The organism is Paenibacillus oleatilyticus (assembly GCF_018998565.1).
In the GTDB taxonomy this organism is placed as follows: Bacteria; Bacillota; Bacilli; order Paenibacillales; family NBRC-103111; genus Paenibacillus_G; species Paenibacillus_G oleatilyticus.
This window is the reverse complement of the sequence record NZ_JAHNZO010000006.1, coordinates 133,563-153,199: the sequence shown is the minus strand read 5'-3', so window position 1 is coordinate 153,199 and position 19,637 is coordinate 133,563. Positions and strand designations below refer to the sequence as shown.

General features: G+C 32.8%; 32 protein-coding genes. 28 read left to right on the top strand and 4 right to left on the bottom strand.

Features of this window, described 5'->3' with window-relative positions:
• Window positions 1-136: 136 nt before the first annotated feature.
• Genes KQX66_RS10110 through KQX66_RS10095 form a run of 4 tightly spaced genes read left to right on the top strand, consistent with a single transcriptional unit; the run spans window position 137 to window position 2,770 of the window.
• On the top strand, window positions 137-949 hold the full coding sequence (locus KQX66_RS10110; RefSeq protein ID WP_216792323.1) for an HNH endonuclease: 813 nt from the start codon (window positions 137-139) through the stop codon (window positions 947-949).
• A gap of 51 nt (window positions 950-1,000) precedes the next feature.
• Window positions 1,001-1,423: a DUF6884 domain-containing protein gene (locus tag KQX66_RS10105; protein ID WP_216792322.1), complete on the top strand. Its 423-nt coding sequence runs from the start codon at window positions 1,001-1,003 to the stop codon at window positions 1,421-1,423.
• Between the two features lie 4 nt (window positions 1,424-1,427).
• Window positions 1,428-2,240, top strand: coding sequence for a hypothetical protein (locus KQX66_RS10100; RefSeq protein ID WP_216792321.1), 813 nt, complete (start codon window positions 1,428-1,430; stop codon window positions 2,238-2,240).
• Window positions 2,241-2,251: 11 nt separating this feature from the next.
• Window positions 2,252-2,770: a VUT family protein gene (locus KQX66_RS10095; protein WP_216792320.1), complete on the top strand. Its 519-nt coding sequence runs from the start codon at window positions 2,252-2,254 to the stop codon at window positions 2,768-2,770.
• Window positions 2,771-2,881: 111 nt separating this feature from the next.
• On the opposite strand, the gene KQX66_RS10090 is transcribed toward KQX66_RS10095, so the two are convergent.
• A complete protein-coding gene (locus KQX66_RS10090) occupies window positions 2,882-3,283 on the bottom strand; it encodes a hypothetical protein (protein WP_216792319.1) in 402 nt (133 codons plus the stop codon).
• Between the two features lie 196 nt (window positions 3,284-3,479).
• Between KQX66_RS10090 and KQX66_RS10085 the strand changes: the two genes are divergently transcribed.
• Window positions 3,480-4,016, top strand: a complete 537-nt coding sequence (locus KQX66_RS10085; RefSeq protein WP_216792318.1) for a hypothetical protein — start codon at window positions 3,480-3,482, stop codon at window positions 4,014-4,016.
• Window positions 4,017-4,024: 8 nt separating this feature from the next.
• On the opposite strand, the gene KQX66_RS10080 is transcribed toward KQX66_RS10085, so the two are convergent.
• Window positions 4,025-4,249, bottom strand: coding sequence for a hypothetical protein (locus KQX66_RS10080; RefSeq protein ID WP_216792317.1), 225 nt, complete (start codon window positions 4,247-4,249; stop codon window positions 4,025-4,027).
• Between the two features lie 94 nt (window positions 4,250-4,343).
• On the opposite strand from KQX66_RS10080, the gene KQX66_RS10075 reads away from it, so the two are divergent.
• Window positions 4,344-4,508 (top strand): hypothetical protein, encoded by a 165-nt coding sequence (locus KQX66_RS10075; protein ID WP_216792316.1) that lies wholly within the window; start codon window positions 4,344-4,346, stop codon window positions 4,506-4,508.
• A 35-nt stretch (window positions 4,509-4,543) separates the two neighbouring features.
• On the top strand, window positions 4,544-4,777 hold the full coding sequence (locus tag KQX66_RS10070) for a hypothetical protein (protein WP_216792315.1): 234 nt from the start codon (window positions 4,544-4,546) through the stop codon (window positions 4,775-4,777).
• 320 nt (window positions 4,778-5,097) lie between these two features.
• On the opposite strand, the gene KQX66_RS10065 is transcribed toward KQX66_RS10070, so the two are convergent.
• Window positions 5,098-5,403, bottom strand: coding sequence for a hypothetical protein (locus KQX66_RS10065; protein WP_216792314.1), 306 nt, complete (start codon window positions 5,401-5,403; stop codon window positions 5,098-5,100).
• 101 nt (window positions 5,404-5,504) lie between these two features.
• Here KQX66_RS10065 and KQX66_RS37785 point away from each other — a divergent pair, with 101 nt between their 5' ends.
• On the top strand, window positions 5,505-5,633 hold the full coding sequence (locus KQX66_RS37785; protein WP_216792508.1) for a DUF3797 domain-containing protein: 129 nt from the start codon (window positions 5,505-5,507) through the stop codon (window positions 5,631-5,633).
• Between the two features lie 40 nt (window positions 5,634-5,673).
• Window positions 5,674-6,027: a hypothetical protein gene (locus KQX66_RS10055; protein ID WP_216792313.1), complete on the top strand. Its 354-nt coding sequence runs from the start codon at window positions 5,674-5,676 to the stop codon at window positions 6,025-6,027.
• A gap of 47 nt (window positions 6,028-6,074) precedes the next feature.
• Here the strand turns inward: KQX66_RS10055 and KQX66_RS10050 are convergent, their stop codons facing one another.
• Window positions 6,075-6,395, bottom strand: coding sequence for a hypothetical protein (locus tag KQX66_RS10050; protein WP_216792312.1), 321 nt, complete (start codon window positions 6,393-6,395; stop codon window positions 6,075-6,077).
• 92 nt (window positions 6,396-6,487) lie between these two features.
• Between KQX66_RS10050 and KQX66_RS10045 the strand changes: the two genes are divergently transcribed.
• The 19 genes from KQX66_RS10045 (at window position 6,488) to KQX66_RS09955 (ending at window position 19,637) form a co-directional block, all read left to right on the top strand.
• Complete coding sequence (locus KQX66_RS10045) at window positions 6,488-7,153, top strand: hypothetical protein (RefSeq protein WP_216792311.1); 666 nt, start codon at window positions 6,488-6,490, stop codon at window positions 7,151-7,153.
• Window positions 7,154-7,197: 44 nt separating this feature from the next.
• Window positions 7,198-7,437 carry a hypothetical protein gene (locus KQX66_RS10040; protein ID WP_216792310.1) on the top strand — a complete coding sequence of 80 codons (240 nt, stop codon included), beginning with the start codon at window positions 7,198-7,200 and terminating at the stop codon, window positions 7,435-7,437.
• 38 nt (window positions 7,438-7,475) lie between these two features.
• Window positions 7,476-8,354 carry a Rha family transcriptional regulator gene (locus KQX66_RS10035; RefSeq protein WP_216792309.1) on the top strand — a complete coding sequence of 293 codons (879 nt, stop codon included), beginning with the start codon at window positions 7,476-7,478 and terminating at the stop codon, window positions 8,352-8,354.
• Window positions 8,355-8,367: 13 nt separating this feature from the next.
• Window positions 8,368-8,685, top strand: coding sequence for a hypothetical protein (locus tag KQX66_RS10030; protein WP_216792308.1), 318 nt, complete (start codon window positions 8,368-8,370; stop codon window positions 8,683-8,685).
• A 23-nt stretch (window positions 8,686-8,708) separates the two neighbouring features.
• Complete coding sequence (locus KQX66_RS10025; protein WP_216792307.1) at window positions 8,709-8,942, top strand: hypothetical protein; 234 nt, start codon at window positions 8,709-8,711, stop codon at window positions 8,940-8,942.
• A 120-nt stretch (window positions 8,943-9,062) separates the two neighbouring features.
• Complete coding sequence (locus KQX66_RS10020; RefSeq protein ID WP_216792306.1) at window positions 9,063-9,278, top strand: LexA family protein; 216 nt, start codon at window positions 9,063-9,065, stop codon at window positions 9,276-9,278.
• Window positions 9,279-9,293: 15 nt separating this feature from the next.
• Window positions 9,294-9,671, top strand: coding sequence for a YhjD family protein (locus KQX66_RS10015; protein WP_010497798.1), 378 nt, complete (start codon window positions 9,294-9,296; stop codon window positions 9,669-9,671).
• A gap of 3 nt (window positions 9,672-9,674) precedes the next feature.
• The gene (locus tag KQX66_RS10010; RefSeq protein ID WP_216792305.1) at window positions 9,675-10,943 is read left to right on the top strand and encodes a DNA polymerase IV; all 1,269 of its coding nucleotides are present in this window, start codon (window positions 9,675-9,677) and stop codon (window positions 10,941-10,943) included.
• Window positions 10,940-11,278, top strand: a complete 339-nt coding sequence (locus KQX66_RS10005; RefSeq protein ID WP_216792304.1) for a YolD-like family protein — start codon at window positions 10,940-10,942, stop codon at window positions 11,276-11,278. The genes KQX66_RS10010 and KQX66_RS10005 overlap by 4 nt, the downstream gene beginning before the upstream one ends.
• Window positions 11,279-11,425: 147 nt before the next feature.
• The gene (locus KQX66_RS10000) at window positions 11,426-12,256 is read left to right on the top strand and encodes an ATP-dependent DNA ligase (RefSeq protein ID WP_253957050.1); all 831 of its coding nucleotides are present in this window, start codon (window positions 11,426-11,428) and stop codon (window positions 12,254-12,256) included.
• Between the two features lie 9 nt (window positions 12,257-12,265).
• Window positions 12,266-12,829, top strand: a complete 564-nt coding sequence (locus KQX66_RS09995) for a YorH family phage-derived protein (protein ID WP_216792303.1) — start codon at window positions 12,266-12,268, stop codon at window positions 12,827-12,829.
• A 186-nt stretch (window positions 12,830-13,015) separates the two neighbouring features.
• Window positions 13,016-14,380 carry a replication protein gene (locus tag KQX66_RS09990; protein WP_253957049.1) on the top strand — a complete coding sequence of 455 codons (1,365 nt, stop codon included), beginning with the start codon at window positions 13,016-13,018 and terminating at the stop codon, window positions 14,378-14,380.
• A gap of 22 nt (window positions 14,381-14,402) precedes the next feature.
• A complete protein-coding gene (locus KQX66_RS09985; protein ID WP_216792302.1) occupies window positions 14,403-15,485 on the top strand; it encodes a DNA primase in 1,083 nt (360 codons plus the stop codon).
• A 252-nt stretch (window positions 15,486-15,737) separates the two neighbouring features.
• Window positions 15,738-16,031, top strand: a complete 294-nt coding sequence (locus KQX66_RS09980; RefSeq protein ID WP_216792301.1) for a hypothetical protein — start codon at window positions 15,738-15,740, stop codon at window positions 16,029-16,031.
• 38 nt (window positions 16,032-16,069) lie between these two features.
• On the top strand, window positions 16,070-16,570 hold the full coding sequence (locus tag KQX66_RS09975; protein ID WP_216792300.1) for a hypothetical protein: 501 nt from the start codon (window positions 16,070-16,072) through the stop codon (window positions 16,568-16,570).
• A 9-nt stretch (window positions 16,571-16,579) separates the two neighbouring features.
• Window positions 16,580-17,134, top strand: coding sequence for a hypothetical protein (locus KQX66_RS09970; RefSeq protein ID WP_216792299.1), 555 nt, complete (start codon window positions 16,580-16,582; stop codon window positions 17,132-17,134).
• Between the two features lie 272 nt (window positions 17,135-17,406).
• Entirely contained in the window at window positions 17,407-17,715 is a 309-nt protein-coding gene (locus tag KQX66_RS09965) for a hypothetical protein (RefSeq protein WP_216792298.1), read from the top strand.
• Window positions 17,716-17,834: 119 nt separating this feature from the next.
• Window positions 17,835-18,602, top strand: a complete 768-nt coding sequence (locus tag KQX66_RS09960; RefSeq protein WP_216792297.1) for a hypothetical protein — start codon at window positions 17,835-17,837, stop codon at window positions 18,600-18,602.
• A gap of 9 nt (window positions 18,603-18,611) precedes the next feature.
• A complete protein-coding gene (locus tag KQX66_RS09955) occupies window positions 18,612-19,637 on the top strand; it encodes a hypothetical protein (RefSeq protein WP_216792296.1) in 1,026 nt (341 codons plus the stop codon).

The window sequence follows — 19,637 nt, the reverse complement described above, 5'->3', positions numbered from 1 at the left end:
AGTGGGCATTGCAGAAAGCAAAAGAGACGATGAAATAGCGTTATCCTTTGATGACATCATTAAGGTTGGGGTAGCTGACTCACCTTAGATATGGTAAGCTTATCTAGATACCATATTCAGGAACATAGGTGACAGAATGTTAATTCATACACTCGACCAACTATTAAAAAATATTGAGAAGTTAATGATATACAAGGATTCTGATATTCCAGAAGAACAATCTTTTTTCAGAGAAACAGTGGAAAGAGGAAAATGCTACGTAGTTGTTAAAAAAGGAAATGATATATCTTTTTCACCAAGTCGCTTTATTGGTTACATTGACAATGATATGTATAAGCATAAGTTAAATGATTCCAAACATGGCGGTTATACAAATATTGAGATAGATAAAATACTAGGAAAAAAATATTATACTGATGAGATTGAAAATTTATTTCAAACTTACTGTGCAATTAATGGTCTAAGAGTTCTGAAAAATAAGAGGACTTATTGGTTCGTTAATTTGGATGATGCTGAGAAAAGTTTAATTGATGATATTAAAGATATTATTAACCTTACTCCTTCCAAAACTGATCGTGAAATATTATCATTGGCCAGAATTGGTCAAGGCAAGTTTAGAAAGGATTTAATTAACTATTGGAATGGGTGTGCAGTAACAAAATGCAAGACTTTTGATTTACTAAAAGCCTCACATATAAAACCATGGAGAATAAGCAGCAATGAAGAGAGACTGGATTTGTACAATGGATTATTGTTAACACCCAATTTAGATGCACTATTTGATAAGGGATACATATCATTCGATAAATTAGGAAAGATAGTAATTTCTACGTTTTTGAAAAAAGATGATATTAAATTGTTCGAGTTGAAGAGTAGTATGAGCATAGAAATATCATCAGAACATGAGAAGTATTTAGAATATCATCGAAACAATGTATTTAAAAATTAGAATGTTTAAGTAGAATTCTATTAATTGAACCAATGAAAGGTCCGTGATTCTATGAAATCTATTGCACTAATTGCTTGTAGTAAAACTAAAAATAAGAAACCATGTTGCGCTAAAGAATTGTATACAGGTGACAAGTTTAAGAAGTCTAGAAGATATGTTGAAAAGGTTCATGATGAATGGTTTATTTTAAGTGCTTTGCATGGTCTGGTTCGTCCAGATGAAATTATTGAACCATATGATTATACATTGAAGACGGCAAAAAAAGCCGAAAAGGAAAAATGGTCTCAAGAAGTGTATTCAGAACTGAAAAATTATATTGATAACAAGTACGAAGTGTACATTTATGCAGGTGACGATTATAGAAAATATTTGTTACCTTTACTTGAGAAGGATGGCTATAAAGTTAAAGTGCCAATGAAGGGTCTTTCGCAAGGACATCAAAATTCTTGGCTAAAAAAACAACTTGGAGAGTGATTGTTTGAGACTATATCTTTCAAAATGTAATGATAAATTGAATTCAAGAGACTTAGACACTGAATTTATAAGCGAATATATATGTATCAATCCAAAATATAAGAGCATAACCATAAAAAATAAAAATGTTAAAATGCTAATTGATAGCGGAGCATTTCAAGATACTGAGAATGAAAAAAGAATTACTTTTGAAGAGGCACTAAACCGTCAACTAGCCTTAGAAGAAAAAGTGGGGTTAATTGGAGAAAGAATTGTTGCATATGATTATATAGGAAACATTGAAGAAACAATTAAGGCCAATCAGTTTCTTGCTTCCAAACGCGAAGAACTGAAGCCAAGACAGTTAGTATTAATGGTCCAAGGGATCACCACAAGAGATTATATTCATTGCCTTACTGAGACCTTAAAAGTGGCCTCATCTGAAGATTGTATTGGTTTTGGTGGGGTGGCAATGTCAGGAAGGATTAACGAAATCAAAAATAAGCTACTTGATGCAGTTAAAATTGGCCTTCCTATTATCTACAATAATAAAGTAAAAGATATACATATTTTTGGAGTTGGAACATTCAGTGTATTAAAAGAAGTATCAAAAATAAAAGATGTATTCAGTATGATCGGTATTAATGTGAATGAGTTGAATATAAGTTGTGATACTTCTGCATTTGAAATAATGTCTACTATGGGGAATGTAATTGATGAGGATCAAGAGAGGTGGGTAAAAGTTTTCAATAAAGATCAAAAGTATGTAGATTATCATCCTGCCGATTTAACAAAGGAAAATAGTAAAAAGGCATTGAAAATTATCAATCAATATTAGGAGATATTTTAATGAGAATTCTGTTTTATATTTTAGCAATAGTAATTGCCAACGTTGTGACAGCGTCTTTTGAACCTTTAAATATGGGTATCTTACTGATTCCGTGGGGAACTTTATTCATTGGCGTGACATTTATTTTACGTGACTTAGTTCAAAATCAATATGGACGAACTACAACGTACAAAGTCATTATATTAGCATTAGCAATAAGTGCAGCCTCATCTTACTTGCTTGGAGATACGCTTTGGATCGTTATTGCTTCTGCAATAGCGTTTATTGTAAGCGAAACAACTGATACTGAGATCTATACGCGATTGAGACTGCCTATGCCATGGAGAGTTTTTTATAGTGGAGTTTTCGGAGGTTTATTCGATAGCGTGGTATTTGTAATTATTGGGTTATCTCCATGGGGAGCAAACTTTATTCCTTGGGCTGCTGTTCCAATGGCAATTGTGGGCCAAGTAATTGTTAAAGTGATTCTTCAGTCTATTGGAGCTGGAGTAATCAGCCGAATTAAAAAAGGGATTTAAATCCCCTTAAAATAGTGTTTTCATCAAGAAATATGGATGGTACGTCTAGATGAATGGAAGATCTTTGAGAACTTTTGTGGGGTGTCGGCTAAACAATGGATATATTATTTATTAATTGTAATATACAGTGCCCGTACCTTTAATATAAGCTGAACCTTTAGTCAGGTTAACAAATTTAATTTTGTAGTCGCCATCTGGCAAGTAGTAGGGCCAACTTTCATAATCTACAACAAACCAGCCTCCAGAAGTATTTTTTAATCGATCATGAGTCGTAGACACGACTACTTCGTTAGTAGATGCGTTTATAACATCTACTCTAATAGTGCTGTCGGAGTCCAATTCAAATTCTATACTATGAAGATTCTTGAAACTATTTCCACCATTAACATAAACATAATTAGAGAATGTTGTACTACTAAGACTATAACTTGATGCTGCTGCGGCGACGGATGCAAAAATTAGAAGCAATGTTAACGCTAAAGAAATGCTTACAGTATTACGAATTTTTTTCAATTGAATCTTCCTTTCAACTACCAATTAGTTTAGCCGACAAGTAAATATTAACATTAAATTCCTGTAATATCAATGAAAAATACCCTTATTTATGTAAAAATAGAATAAAATAAGCGATAGTATATTAAAGAGAAAAGACAATTTAGATGAATGAAATAATGAAATGGTAGTTTTATCAGTAAAAGGAGGCGGTAATTTGAGTGTTGCTGAATGGACTAAAGAGGTTGATGAAATTAAACTCCTAAGTAAGTCGTTGAAAAGTTTGGCAGGTCGTCAAGCTCTTAGTGATGCAGTGTATAAGTTAAATAGAAAGATCAAAGATGAACAAAATCGATTGAACTGTAAGTTTGAAACAAAATTGATTGACAACGTAAAATATGAAATTCCACAGTGCATGAAAGAGAAAAATTTCAATAAATTTACTTTGAAAGTAAATGGCGAGGTGCTTTACCTCATCGATAAGCGCAAGAAAATGGATGAGGATATGAGTTATCATTGGTATCATTACGCATGGATTCCTAATGGCAATAAGTATACGAAATTGCTTGTGAGGACATTGGGGGGTGACAAATATGGAGACAGATATTTCGCTGAAACTTTTCATTACAAACATCCTGCTGATGATTTTCCATATCAGAATAGACGACTAGCTCTTGATAATAAATCATATAAGCTACATATAGAATACATATTGAATGAGTTGGATCTGTTGGGAAAAATCAAGCCTCGTTAAAGTTTCTCTTATACATATTCTTTGTAAAGATTGAAACCTAAAATAGCAGTTGCTGCTGCAAGCAACCAATTCTGATTCCAAATAGAATAAACAAGTATTGTAAAGAGTATCAAGGAGACAATGATCTTAACAGGCTTAAGGCCAAACTTTTTCTTTAGAATATATAGAATCACTATTGCTCCAATTGCATAAAACAATAAAATTGCCATCAAGCTTATAAAGGCGAGTATCATTGTTAAGCCTCCAATAATGAATGACTTTATTGTAATTATAACACATGTAATTTGTTGGAATAAAATTCTTCTATATGGGTGGTGCCAAAAAATAATGAGCATTAGTAAAAAAGAAATTGAAATTCTTGAATTTGCAAAAGATTGTATTTTTGATGAATTTAATAATAGTGACTTTGATAAAAAGATCATAAATGAATTTAAGTTTTATGTGGATTATGCAATAGGTCGTATTATCCACGATAATATGTATGACCTATAAGAAAATAAAAACCTTATTTCATGAGAGGAATTTATATGGGGAAACTACTGACCAAAAATATTACAAATATTTATGCATGGGATGATTATGGTGGAATTGTAGTGATTGAATTGGATTGGCAGCAAGATGTAACATGGGAACGAGGAGAACTAAATGATGGTTACGATTCAATTCAAGATTATTTCAATAACAAAACAAGTAAATGGTACGAAACAATAGAGGATTGCTTTAATAAAGTTAGTCACTTTACAGGCATTGAAAGCCAATAAAACCTGTATTTCAATGGGAGGAAAATATGCCAGTTGAATGTATCAAAGATGTAATCATGGAATTGGCAGATGAGTATACAGGGAAGACTGCTTTCGTTAAAGGAAAGGCATATAAAGCATATTATATTGACATCCCAGATAATTAAGAATGGATCACAACTGTTTGAGGGCATGTGGAGTAGATAATTGACAAGGTGGGATGATGTAATTAGCATGTTTGACGCAGAAAGTGAATGAGTACATATTCAAACACAAACTAATGGACACTACGCCATAGGAAATGGATTGCTTGCGTAGTGTCCATTGAAAAAACATCAGTCTTAATTAGCTTTTACGAAAACGTCATAGTCCGTATACCTTCCATTAGAATATACACGAACTGTAGCTTGTCCTGGGTATAATCCCATAACATACTGACCATGTTGAACAACGATTGCATGCTGTGGATTATAAAGGATGGAGACATTGCCGTGAAAATTGTAAACTTCACCTACGCGCAGGATTACATTTGGATTCGCGTAAGGAGAAACGGAGTCTGTATTAACAGGGGAAGCACTCACATTCACACTTCCAAATAGCATAGACACACCTACTAAAGCACCGATAGTTAAAGATTTGATGTTCATTAATATAATTCCTCCTTTGAGTTAATATATGTATACAATACCATAACATGTAAATATAAACATGGGTATTTGGTCTCGTTTAGTAGAGTGAAAATGAACTTATTGGCAATGGTAAAGGCACATTAGAGGTTGATGATAATATTATTAAACGAACCTGCAAGTGTGGATTTAACTTTGTATATGATGTAAATAAAGGAACCAGCAATCGAGGAAGCATTGCAGTTAGTTGAATAATAAAATGAAAAATGCAATTTAATAAGGAGATATGATGTGGAGAAAATTCAGTCGCATGAAATAAAGGACATTTGGCGTATTCAAGAAGGGTTACTTGTCGAGGTACATAAATATAAAACATTAGGGTATCACATACATAGTAAGAAATCAGAGAAGAGAGTAAAGGGGTGCAAGGGACTTACGATTTTAACAGAAGATTATACAGATTCTTATTACAAAAAAACTATTCCTAAAGGAACTTTATTTTATTATAGTTCTCCTGTTGAGCCTGTGACAGATAGGAACTTGTTTAAAATTGAAATCAAGTCAAGTGGTGGATCTATTCTTGGAACAATAACTGAGACCGAAAAAGTGTTGAGAGATCTTGAATCATTGATTAAACAATACTGATGTAACATGATTTAAAAAAAGTAAAAAAGCACCTTTTTAGAGGTACTTTATTTCTCATCATAAAAAAATGAACGAAGTTGTTGACGCATAAGTTTTCTTGCAATCTCGCTTTGTTCCATGACATAAAATATGTTCGTGCCGTTGCGAGCTTGAGCGTCTAAGTCTGAATTAATATAGTTTTTTAGGTTACTAGTCATGCCAATTTGTAATGGAGCAAGGTTATCAAAATCTTTTTTATAGACTACGAGCACACAGGGAACAGAAGGCAAATTTTCATAAGGATATAACGGAATGTCTTGCCAATTCCAATTAAGTATTTCATCTGGCAATGCTTTCCTTATAACTGCAAAATGATTTATTCTATTCACAGCAACACCTTCTTTTTTAATGTTAGGTATATTATAGCATTTAATAGAAATTGTTTGGTAAATAAAATAAAGATAATATAAGGAGAGATTGAATGACTAAATTTGTTAGCAAATTAGATAAAGCAGTATTCGCAAATGAGCAAGAGGCATTTGAACATTTTAAAAATACATATCTTGTCGAACATAAAGAAGATGCAACAGTAAGCGAAGAAATTGATATCTATAATGCTCTAGCCGATGCCTTTCCAGATGCCATTGTTTCAGTAACTTACACCAATAATTCATGGGGAAGATACAACATTAAGTTAGACTTTGGAGATGTGAATTTTGATGAGTATCTTTATCGAAACGACAAAGAAAGTTATTCTTCGGCACATGAAAATATATCAGATTTCATTGAATTGTTCAGGGATCATTATAGAGATGCAAAATACATATTGAATGAAGTGAAAAGCAAATATAATTTTAAGGAATTTCAATTCTCAAGATATCACAGTGATTATAGTAATGGGCATTATCTGGATTTCTATTATAAAACTCATGATGATTATTCTGAATACAAAACATATGAGTCACATAAAGACATTAATGTTTTTATAAATGAGTTCAAAGAACATTTTATTACTGAATTAGAAGGCGAATGTGAGGTTAGATATGACGAAGGTTATTTCGATGATTACTATGTAAATGGGTTGGCAGTTGGAGGTATTTTGAGAAGAGCAAAAGATGGTAGAAAAGTTAAGATTGAATTGCTATAAAATCGTGAATTTATTCAGAAAAATTGATAGGAGAGCAGATAAATTTGTTGTTGCCAGCTAGACCAGTACCGTTCCCTGTTGGCTCTATTTATAAAAAAGATGACTATATTTTCGTCAAAGATGAGAAAAAGGTCTATAAAATTGTAGCAATGTTTGATGAAAATACATATGCGGCGTATAGAATTGATGGTGGAGGAAGTAGATTTTTTGATATAAAAAGAAAACACTATCGTAAAGCAAAAGAAGACGAAGTTTTGCTTGCAACACATAAAATCAAATATTGATGAAATTGTAATTTCAAGAAAAAAAGGAGAATAATGAATTGGATTTTAGTGTTATAAATTTCAATGGAAAGTTGTACGTTGATAGTCGAGACGTAGCTGCTATGGTAGAAAAAGAGCACGACCAATTGATGAGAAGCATTAGAACATATGTTGAATATATGGAGTCTGCAAAATTGCAGAGTCGAGATTTTTTTATTCAAAGTAAATATATAAATTCCCAAAATAAAGAGCAGCCGTGTTATTTTGTTACTCGCAAAGGCTGCGACATGATTGCGAATAAAATGACTGGTGAAAAGGGAGTCCTATTCACAGCAGCATACGTCACCAAGTTTGAAGAGATGGAGAAAAAACTGCTCCAATTATCTCCACTTGAAGTAATGCAATTAGCTATCAATCAGCTTGTTGACCATGAAAAGGAGTTAAAGAATCATGAAAAAGAAATTGATAGTCTTAAGCACAATGATTTGAAGTTAACAGAAGGTCTCATTAACCTAAGAGAAAATTTTGAAAAATACACAATTAGAACTGGCGATAAGTCAGGATACATTGTCGCCAGAGAATTAAAGTTGTTTTCTTCTAATGATAATCCTCATTTTAATTTTGTAGATGCTGTAGCAAAGAAACTTAACATCTATAGTGGCAATTTAGGAGATAGAAATGAATATGTGAATGTTATTATGGAAAATACCCATAATGGAAATTCTGGAGTGGCTGTTTACTATACTGCGACTGCTGTCCATCTTATTCAGGAGTATCTCTCAGAAAATTTTAAACTTGATGTAATTCCATATCAGCGGAATACAGGAGAGTTTAAAAAAGGAGAGCCAAAAGAATTTGTATTTAAACTTAATAATAAAAACTGGCAATTTAACAAAAAGACATATGAACATTTTTGCAATGAATTAGGAATTTTATGAGGAGATTTAAATATTGAAACTCAATGAATTGTTGATTGGACAAATAGAAAATGCACTTAATGTTAAATTAACTGGTGATCAAAAAGGGTATCTTCTAACGAATGAAGTCTATTGTTGGAGTGGTGGAAGGAGTAGCGGTAAAACTTTCGCACATTGTATTAAACTTGCACTGTCTGAGGGTGAGCCATTGGATATGAGTAACCCTGAAAAATTTTCTGATTATGGTGATGGAACAAGAAGATACGCAAGAGATTATTATAGACGAATGTTTATGTATATTTGGTATCAACTTCATGATTATGGTTTTCCAGTAAGGGAAGTCAAGAAATAAAATATATAAAAGGAGAAAGATAGATGGAATGCAATAATCAATATTGTTATTGGAATTATGAAATGCACTGCTGCCCAGAGAGTGAAAAAGCTTACAATAATGCTGTTCCAGATACTCTTGATTGTCCTTCATCTTTGAGAAAGGATTTTGAGGAGCAGTTATATATTCTACATAATGAGTGTGTCCAGCTGCTAAATAAACGCAATATGAAAGAATTACGTGAAATCAAGAAATTTATTGAATCACAAAGGCAATAAAACGAGAGTTTTATCACAATATTTTAAGGTAAAAATTTCCCCTCTTGAATATCGAACGTGTGTTTGGTTATAATAAGAATCACTACAGCAAACATACGTTCGATTACTGGAGGGGAACACATGAAACCACGACACGAACAAATCTTGTTCGCAATAAATTTGTACATGAAAAAATACAACTATTCGCCTTCTGTTCGAGAAATTGGAAGCATGGTTGGATTAAAATCTGTAAGTGCTTTACACAGACATCTTGAAATCTTAAAGGGTAAAGGGTTAATTATGTGGGAACCATCCAAGCCACGGACATTACGATTGGTGGATACTCAGAATAATTAATTGGGAGTGCTTCACATGAGCAAGACACTTTTGGAAACGGAAGAAGACTTGACGCTTGTAAAAGACTTGATCATGCTTCCAATTGTTATGAGTGTGCTTGAGTTAGATATCACAAAGATTAAGTCAGCGGGCTTCAAAGTGCCAGCGGTTTATATAAGTATGTTGAAAACAGTTCAATATCTGATCACATGTGACATGTACTCAACTAAGAAGCGAACAAGGGAACTGGGAATAAAAATTATTGAGCATCAAAGTACAAAAACGGGTGTTGAAGCCTCTTACCTTGTCAGAGGATATCAACATAAAATTTCGATGCTATCCAGCGTAATTAAATCGGAAACACAACTAAGACTCTGCAAATACATGGGGATTCATAAGCTTGAGGAGGGGTGATAGGTGAGTAAACAACAAGTGAGGATCATAGGACTTGCTGATTGTCAATCGTTCTATGCAAGCGTAGAAAAAGCTTCTCACCCTGAATATCGTGATAAACCACTTGTAGTAGCAGGTGACCCTGAGAGAAGGTCAGGTATTATTCTTGCGGCTTGTCCGATTGCAAAAAGTTATGGTGTAACAACTGCTGAAACTTTGAGAGAAGCATTATCAAAGTGTCCCGAATTGATTATTATGAAGCCTAGAATGCAGCATTATATTGATGTTTCCATGCAAATTACTCAAATTTATAGGGAATATACAGATCTTGTTGAGCAATACTCAATCGACGAACAGTTCGTTGATTTTTCCTTTAGTCAGAAGATGTTTGGAGATCCTGTTGAGGTCGCAAAAGCAATTCAGGCAAAAGTTCTTATGTTTACGGGAGTGAGAATAAGATTTGGTCTCTCCTCCTCAAAGGTGCTTGCAAAAATGGCCTGCGATCTGTGGGCCAAAAAGAATCAGTCAGGCATCTTTATGTTAAAACAAGAAGATCTGCCATCTACTCTTTGGGAACAACCAATTGATAAGGCATTTATGGTTGGCTCCCGAATGACAGGACATTTTAGTGCGATGGGGCTTACAACAGTCGGCAAATTAGCCAATACTCCTTTGCCAAAGTTAAAGGAAATGATGAAAAAAAGATTTAAGAAATCATGTGATATTGATGCTGAGATGTACTGGAGGATAGCTAACGGCATTGATGATTCTCCAGTTAGTCCATACACTCACGAGATTCCACCTAAAAGTATTGGGCATATGATGACTTTGCCTAGAGATTACAGAACCTTAGATGAGATTTTAGTACCCATACTGGAATTAACTGAGTTAGTATGCCAAAGGAGTAGATCAAAGGGGTTCATGGGCCATGTGGTTTCTGTAGGCTGTAGAGGTGCAGACTTTGATTACCCTACAGGTTTCCATAGACAAATGAAAATGGCTGATCCCACAAATGCCACAAAACATGTGTATGAAGAAGCAGTGAAACTCTTCAAACAACATTGGGATGGACTTCCTGTTAGACAGCTCGGGGTTGGTTTATCTCAATTAACAAATGAAGACCAGTATCAAATTTCTATGTTTGATGATCGAGACAGAATAAGAAAATTAGAGCGTACAACTGATGCCCTAAAACAAAGATTTGGTGACACAATTATTGTGAGGGCAGCATCAATCAGTCAAGCAGGTCAAGCAAGAGATCGAGCAGCACGAATCGGAGGCCACTACAAATGAGTAAAAAACTTCAAGGAAATGGTCTTTGGGAATCTTCACGGATGATGTTGCCCGAGCATAGGTCTCAGATTCTAAAATCAAACAAAGAATTAACTAGGTCGAAGATGCCTGTACTTCATGAGGACGAGATAACACTTATCAATGAAAATGTGGCTCGATCATATGCTCAAAAGGAAACACTGGAAGTGTTGATTTTTGGAGAGTGGGGCAATCGCAAAGAAATTGGAGTTGTTACTTCGATTCATCATCAGAAGAAATTCAAGTTGGATTTTGATGAAGGCTACGAGTGGATCGATTTTTCTGAGGTTTTATCAACGAAAATTGTTGATTCATAAATAGAAGTTTTCACGGACTAGGTTCCGTGAATTGTCGATAAACATAAAATATTGTGATTACCCAAGAAATAATGTGTGTATAATTTCCAGTAATAATCTGTGCAAATGATAGGCTAACAGGAGTACAATGGCATTGGGTGATAGTTGATGATAAAGCCAATGCTTTTACAGTATGCAAAAAATAACTTGCCATTTGATGATCCTAACTGCATTACAGAGTTGAAACTGGATGGCATAAGATTAATTGTCTCTAACATGGAAAGTTTGAGGCTCTATACAAAAAATACAGATGCTACAGATAAATACCCTGAGTTGCATGATGCTCCACTTGAAAAGGGAACGGTCCTTGATGGGGAACTGATTGTTACGGATGAACAAGGCAAGCCAGATTTTGAAGCCTGTAATGCGAGATTCAAATCTAAGAAGTTGAAGCATCAAGTGACATTTTGCGCTTTTGATATATTGATGTATCGAGGGATCGATGTTACAGGACTTCCACTTCACCGCCGTAAGGAACTTCTGGAGGAATCCTTTGAGGAGACACCTTACTATACACGGGTAAGGCCTGTAACTGGCAGTGCAACTCAATACTTTGATATTGTGAAGCAATATGGTCTTGAAGGGATTGTAATCAAGAAGAAGCAAAGTAAATATGAAGTAGGAACAAGATCATGGTCTTGGGTTAAAGTGATTAACTGGAAAGAAAGTGAAGTCTTTATTACGGGATACAATAAGAAGGATTTTTCGTGGTTAATTGGTGTTAAAGAAGGAAATAAAATTAGGCCAATGGGAACTATGGAGCATGGAATCACAAAAGAAGCAAGGGTTTTGGCTTGGCCTATATTGAGGCGAAGTAAAATCAGTGAAAACAATCAGTTTATATTTGTTGAGCCATTGCTTAAATGTAGGGTTAAGTTTAGAGATTATTATAAATCTGGATTAATGAGAATACCTGTTTTTCAGGGGTTTTTGACATGAGGTGATACTTTGGCAAGAAAAACCAAGTGTAGAAGATGCTTAGTACTTGATGAATCCAAAAAAGTAAAATATAATAATATGTACTTTCATGAAAGGGAGTGTTTAAATGAGTATATTGCTCATAAAAGGTTTTTAGAAAAGGAACAAGAGCAAAAAGATGAATTATATTATAAATTATTAAAAATTCATGGCATTGAAAAAACAATTGATATTCCTCCGTTGTTTTATATGAAAATTGAAGAAATAAGAAATGATTCAGGACTATTAGGTAAAGTAAATAAAAAATATAAATGTGGCGTTCCGTATAATGCACTAAGTTATACATATGACTTTTGCAAAAAGAAAATTGAAGATGCTCTTCTAAACATGACTTTTGAAACGAAGCTCGGAGAAATGTATTATTGCCTATCTATTGTGAGAAATAGTTTAATAGATGCTTATAATCACAAATTAAAACTTATGAAGCAGGAGAAATTACAAACTAAAATAATTGATAAAGATATGTCATTAGATTATGAATTTACAGCATCAAAAAAGAAAAAAGATGAAACGGATATATCGGAACTGTTGTGAGGAGTGATTTAAATTTCTGTTAAATACATTGAAGAATTCGTAGTTCCATCCGAAATTCATGAAAGCATGTTCTGTGGGTATCTTTGGAATAAGCCAACTTTATACACGAAATATAAATCTCACAAGATTGTAAAAGAAACTTTTACAAAGAACATATGGCACTTTTTTTATTACATAGGTAAAGAAATGTATGAAAACGGCATTAGATCATTTGAGGATACAACAGTATATTCTTTCTTGGTGTCTAGACCAAAGGAAATTGATAAAAAATCTTTACTTGAAATATATAATGATTTTGGTGGATATGAAACAATGGCAGCGCTCATGGAAGAGTGCAATAAAGACCAAGGGAACGATGAGTATCATTTCAGCGAGGTTCAAAAGTATGAGAGTCTGAGAAATCTTCAAGAACTAGGATTCTTAAATGTACATAGTACAGAATTTATACATAAATTAGCGAAAATGTCACTGAAACAGTTATTGTCATTTTGTCAGCATAAATTTAAAACTGCTTTTTCACAGATTAATTCAGGCGATGTAGTTGAGTATAATCTAACAGAAGATATCGAAGAAGTTGTAGATGAACTTGATGAGGGTGAAGAGGTAGGATTGCCTTTGTTTGAGTCTCCAAGACTGTCTAAAAAAATTAATGGGCAAAAACTTGGAAATCTAATGTATCTTGTTTTATCATCCGGTGTCGGGAAAAGTAGTATAGTTACGGAAAAATATGTATTGTCTATTTTTGAGCATAATGTAAAAGCACTTGATCCAGAAAATAATTTGAGTTTTGAGAAAGCGCTGATATTCGTTAATGAGGAAGGTAAAAAGAGATGGCAAGCTCGCTTGCTTGCAACTGTTGCTTCTAGAATTCTCAAGAAACCAATACCTCGCGATGTAGTAAATAGAGGAAAGTATTCAGAAGAAAATAAAAAAATACTTAAAGAAGCTGCCGCGTGGCTTAAGCAGAATCAGCCTGATTTTATCAAACTTATTGTTCTTAAAAAGTATCGGATAGAAGATGTAATCAGTCGTATTGAGTTATATAGACCGCTTGGATATAAACATATTTATTTCGACACTTTTAAACCAGACCTCACTCAAGAAGGCGACAGATGGCTTGCATTTTCTAATTCCGCACAAGAATTGTACGATTGTATCAAAGAAGAGGCAAATAATTGTGCCACCTTGGCAACTGTACAGATGAAAATCGGAAAAGAGTTTCGCTACATTGATTTAGACAGTATTGGCAAGTCTATGGAGATTGTTGAAGTTGCAGCTATTGTTATGGCTGGTAGGCTAATTTATTCAGATGAGTATGATGGCGAAAAAAATGCAATTTATGCATACAATTATGAGAAGAATAAATCTGATGGGAAGTGGCATAAGGAAAAATATGTACTTGACCCTGAGAAAAAGTATCTGATTCTCTTCTTACCAAAAAATCGTGAGGGATCTGAAGACGAGCAAATAATTTTTGAGGTTATTTCTGACTTGAACATCTGGAAGGAAGTAGCCTATGCGCAGGTTAGAAATAATGGTGTAAATAAATAAGCTTCTTAATGGGAAGTGAAAAATGGAGAATGAATTTAAATTAATAAAAGATAGAATTTTAAATGAAGACAGATTCGAAGAAATTTTAGTGCGTATGGAGTGTGAACATATTACCCCAAAAGGTAATAGATATGAGGCACAACTACCACATAAATTTAATTCGAATAATAAAAGAAGTGTTCAAATCTATGTAAATGAAAACTTATCTTGCCGTGTACGCTCTAAAGGATTTTCTCAAGGGGATATCTTTGGGCTTGTCTCCTTTATTGTTTTTGACTGTTATAGTGAAGAGCAGCAGAATAAAAATTTACCCAAAGCTAAACGTTGGATATGTGAAAATCTAGGATACAAAGAACTTATAACCAATACTCACAATAGTCCAGTTGAAGATCCTTTAAAGTGGTTAAAAGAAGTAAAGAAGAAGAGAAACAAAAAAGTCTTAGATGATACATATGAAAATTTAATTCTTCCTGATGAGATAATGAATCAATTTGTGTTGTATCCTTATTTACCTTATATCCAAGAAGGAATTAAATATGAAATACAAGTTGAATTTCAAGTTGGTTTTGATTTGCTTACTGAAAGAGTAGTGTATCCAATACATAATCAATATGGAGATATTGTGTCTGTAAAGGGGCGTACAATTGATCCACTATACAAACAAAAAGGGATATATAAATTTCTCTACCTTTACAATTTTAATAAAATGATTGAGCTTTATAATTGGCATAGAGCACTGTATTATATCTTAGAAAAAAAAGAAATTATCATTTTTGAAGGGGAAAAATCTTGTTGGTTAGCAACACAGTTTGGATATCGCAATTGTGTTGCTATTGGGGGGGATGACCTAAGTATTTATCAAATACAGATGATAAAGAATTTGGGTATCGAAATAAAAATAATATTAGCACTGGATAAAGATAAGAATCCAGATGATTTCAAAAAACAAGCAAAGAAATTTACAAATGCAAGATTGGTTTATGCAATGTGGGATGGAGAAACCAACCTGTTATCTGAGGATCTGAAGCATAGTCCTGTGGATCTGGGGAAGGATGTCTTCAATGAACTTTACCAAAAAAGTTATAAATATAGAATTTTTGCTTAGGTAAAAACCCTTATAAATACTGACTTTTTTGATCTAGGTATTCCGATGAAATCCACCTTTTATCGGAGATTTAAGAAGTAAAATAATTAAAATTGCGCAAGTCTTAAATTACTGCTTGCGCAATTTTTGGCAATATGCTATATTTTACTCATTAATAAAATATGGAAATGAAGGTGGTTAAGAAGGGAAGGAAAGCAGTAGAGATGAGAAATTTGAAGGAAGTAAATAATACATACTTATGAGGTGTAAAATATGAAAATATCAAAAAATGTAGTTGATAGCTTTCAGGTGAATTGCCCTCTCAGTTCCAGCAAATGTGATAGCTTTAGCGAAATTGAATATAAGATTAAACGTGCGGTAAGTCTCGGCAAGGTGTTGGTGCTACATAATGATGGATCAAGAACACTTGGCTATTATCATTTGAGATTCGTTGTTAAAAGTAATAAAGTCATGGACATGTTCAAAACCGAAGATAACAAGATTATTAATGTAAGTGAACAAGAAAAATATGAATATGATGTAGCAAACAATAAATTAATAGTTTAAAAGCATAAAAAACGATCATTAAGACGAAGAGGTGCGAAATGAAGCAATGCTTTAAGATTAAACGAGGGACCAATTACGATAAAGCGATTAAAAAACACCTTGAACAAAGACCACTATGGAAAAATGTATTTGCTAAAATTGGTGCATTACTGAATGAAAATATAACTGAAATGGCTTTGGTAGTAGATGAACTATGGATTAATACGAATCAACTTACTAGAGATGAAAATAAAAAATTGTTTAATAAAAATGGAAAGTTAAAAAGTAATACAAAACGTGCAAGAGAAATTATGGATGCCTACAAGAAAATAATCGCTGATGAGGGTCTTACTGATTTCCAAGGATTGCAGACTATTAATTTTATGTATGGAGTAATGATGCTTCAAGGACAACACCTAGAAAGCTTTGTAACAAGTGAGAATGACATTTATTATAAAACCGATTTTAATTTGGAAGAAAGAACGAAGGGGCTTGTTGAGTCAATCACTGAGATCGAGTATGAAGAAAAGTACTTAGAAGAATTGAAAAAGAGGAAGTGATAACAATAAATGATTCTTGATAATGACTTTTTACAAAAAATTAGGCCTAATTCCAATGATGAAAATGGAAAGCATAATCGTAAATTATATAATCTATTTAAAGGGATTTCAAAAAGAAAAAACAATAATTTAGAACAAATAAAAATATGGTTTAATGCAAAAAGTCGTTGGGATGGCTCCCATATTGAATTTCACAAGAATATACACAAAGAGCAAAACATACTACGACAAGTCATGATTGACCCAGATGGGCAAATGATTTCTGGCTATTTTCTTATGGATGCATTACGGAAGAATAAACCAACTCGATTCTCCCTATGTACGTTTCTTCCTAATCATATGATTGATGTAACAGATTGGTTTCTAAATACATATATAAGAATTGGGCGTTGCATGTTCGATTCTGAACATTATGACTTTAACAATCAATACAATAACCGTTATTACATAATAAATAAAAACAATCGCAAGTGTAGATGGTGTGGTGAACACTTCAATAGAAATATCATTAAAACAGTAAAAATAGACAAATATGAATGCTGGAAAAGTTCTATTCGAATGTAGAAATGATTAGTATAGAAAGCAAATAAATCTACAATTTGATCGGAATATAAAGGAGGATAAAATGAAAGCATGTAAAAGATGTAGAGTGAAATTTAGAAGTGGCACTTGTCCACGGTGCAGAAGTAGTTATAATGTCGTATCAGTTACAAATAGCTATTATAGTTCCAGTAACGATGTCACTACATATCCTTTGATCGACAGTATTATTGAAAGCTCGTCATATTCAAGTTCGAGTTCTGATTGGAATAGTTCAAACGACAGCGGAAGCTCATATGATTCTGGTTCTTCTTACGATACAGATAGTTCCTATGATTCGGGAAGCAGTTCGTCAGACTGATAATAAAACAACGATTGCATCGGGAGTTGAGAAAAGTATGTTTTCAATTTATTTTAACATCACAGATGGAGCTATGTATAACGAACAGGGACAACAGATATCCATTGAAGATCTAATAAAATTGTACGAAGAAAATGGAGGCAAAGTGGAAAGAACGCATGAACCGAGAGAAGTAGTTTTACTCGATGGCTTGAGCTTTATTAAGAAAAAGGAAATGTGTGAAGTACTTAAATTTAACCTATAAGACACTATTTTTATAAGGAAAATGAAAGGATGATGATAATGAAAACTAATATATTTGTTCCAGAGAAAATTAAGGGTGGCTTTCAAAAGAGAGAGGATACATTGATAGGTGAATAATATATGACAGTAGAAAGAGAAAATAATATTTATACGAATAGACAGGGTAGTGAATTTATAATTATTAAATACACTAACACCCGAAATATTAGAATAAAATTTTTGGATAAATTCGGGTATGAAAAAAACGTAAAATGGGATCATATAAAAAAAGGATCTATTAAAAATCCATACTTTCCTTATGTATTTAATATAGGGTATATGGGAAATGGCAGGCATAAATCAAAAATTAATGGGAAAACAAATTTATTTTATTCTAAATGGATTAACATGCTAAATAGATGTCATGGGGATAAAATCAAAAATAATACATCCTATACAGATTGTACAGTATGTGAAGAATGGTATAATTATCAGAATTTCGCAAAATGGTGTGAGGAAAATTATTATAATATTGATGGCGAACAACTTGAATTAGATAAGGATATTCTTTATAAAGGTAACAAGATTTATTCGCCAGAAACTTGTGTTTTTGTACCACATAATATTAATTCTATATTAGTTAAATGCAATACAAAAAGAGGTAAATATCCTATAGGAGTACATTACGACTCAAAAATAAATAAATTAAAAGTACAATATATGAATCAAATAACTAACAAAAGAGTTTGTATAGGAACTTTTGAAATAAATGAAGAAAAGAAGGCTTTTAATTGTTATAAAACATATAAGGAAGCACATATAAAAGAAGTTGCAAACAAATATAAAAATAAAATTCCGAATAATTTGTATCAAGCACTTTTAAATTATGAGGTTGAAATAATTGATTAGGAGGATACCATGAAAAGTACTATTTTTATACCAAAAATAATCAAAGTTGGATTTCAAAAAAGAGAAGGGACATACACAGGTAAGTTGGCATACATAATTTATTATGATGAAAAAGGCAAGTTAAGAAAAGAAAACTCATGGAATAAATGGGTAGATAAAAATATTGAAACAATAGAATTAGAAAATTTGCCTACAAGCGGATTTGTTTTAAATAAAAAAGTAGGTGGCTATTCATCCGGGTGGAATCATAGGCAAACATATTGCAGAGTACATGATGAACGTAATTTTGAGTTTGAAATCAGTGTTCTAAATCTCTTATACATATTGGAAAATACAAATTCAATCAAAGGAAAAGGGTTAGATGGTGAATTTGTCTATGGTTGGGATCGTGACGAGCTTATTCTAATCCCAACAAGTTCCCCAGACTATGTTGAAATTTCACAATTCACTAAAATTCTTCAAGAGAAAAATTATATTAAATCTAAAGATTTAATTATTGGAGCAACATATCGAACAAAAGACAATGAAGAATGGATTTATATGGGCAGATATGATTACTATGGTTACCGTGGCGATAATGAAGGTAAAAAATATTACTTTTATAAAAAAGGAAAATATTACTCGCATTTCGAAACAAGAAAATCGCTTGGAGATAAAATCATTGGTGTCATATCTGAAGATTGCGTCGAAAATTATGCTGACTTAATAGATAAACTTGAGAGAGACTATCACTATTCGCCAATCGATGATTCAAAAGATGAATATGTGTATTATGACTTCGAGACATTTGAAAACAAGGTAAATTCATATGGATGGGGAACCGCAGTTTATACAAATGAAAGTAACTACAATTTAATTAAAATTCGAAAATCAAATGAACCAAATAATTTCGTTGTTTATGTAGAAGGTACAGATTATTGGAGACGAGAAAATAAACTTTTTGAGGGAACTCTTATGGAAATATATAAACACTATAAGCCAATGTACAAAAACAAATATCTTGCCAATGGAAAACTGTATCAAAAAGGAGAGTAA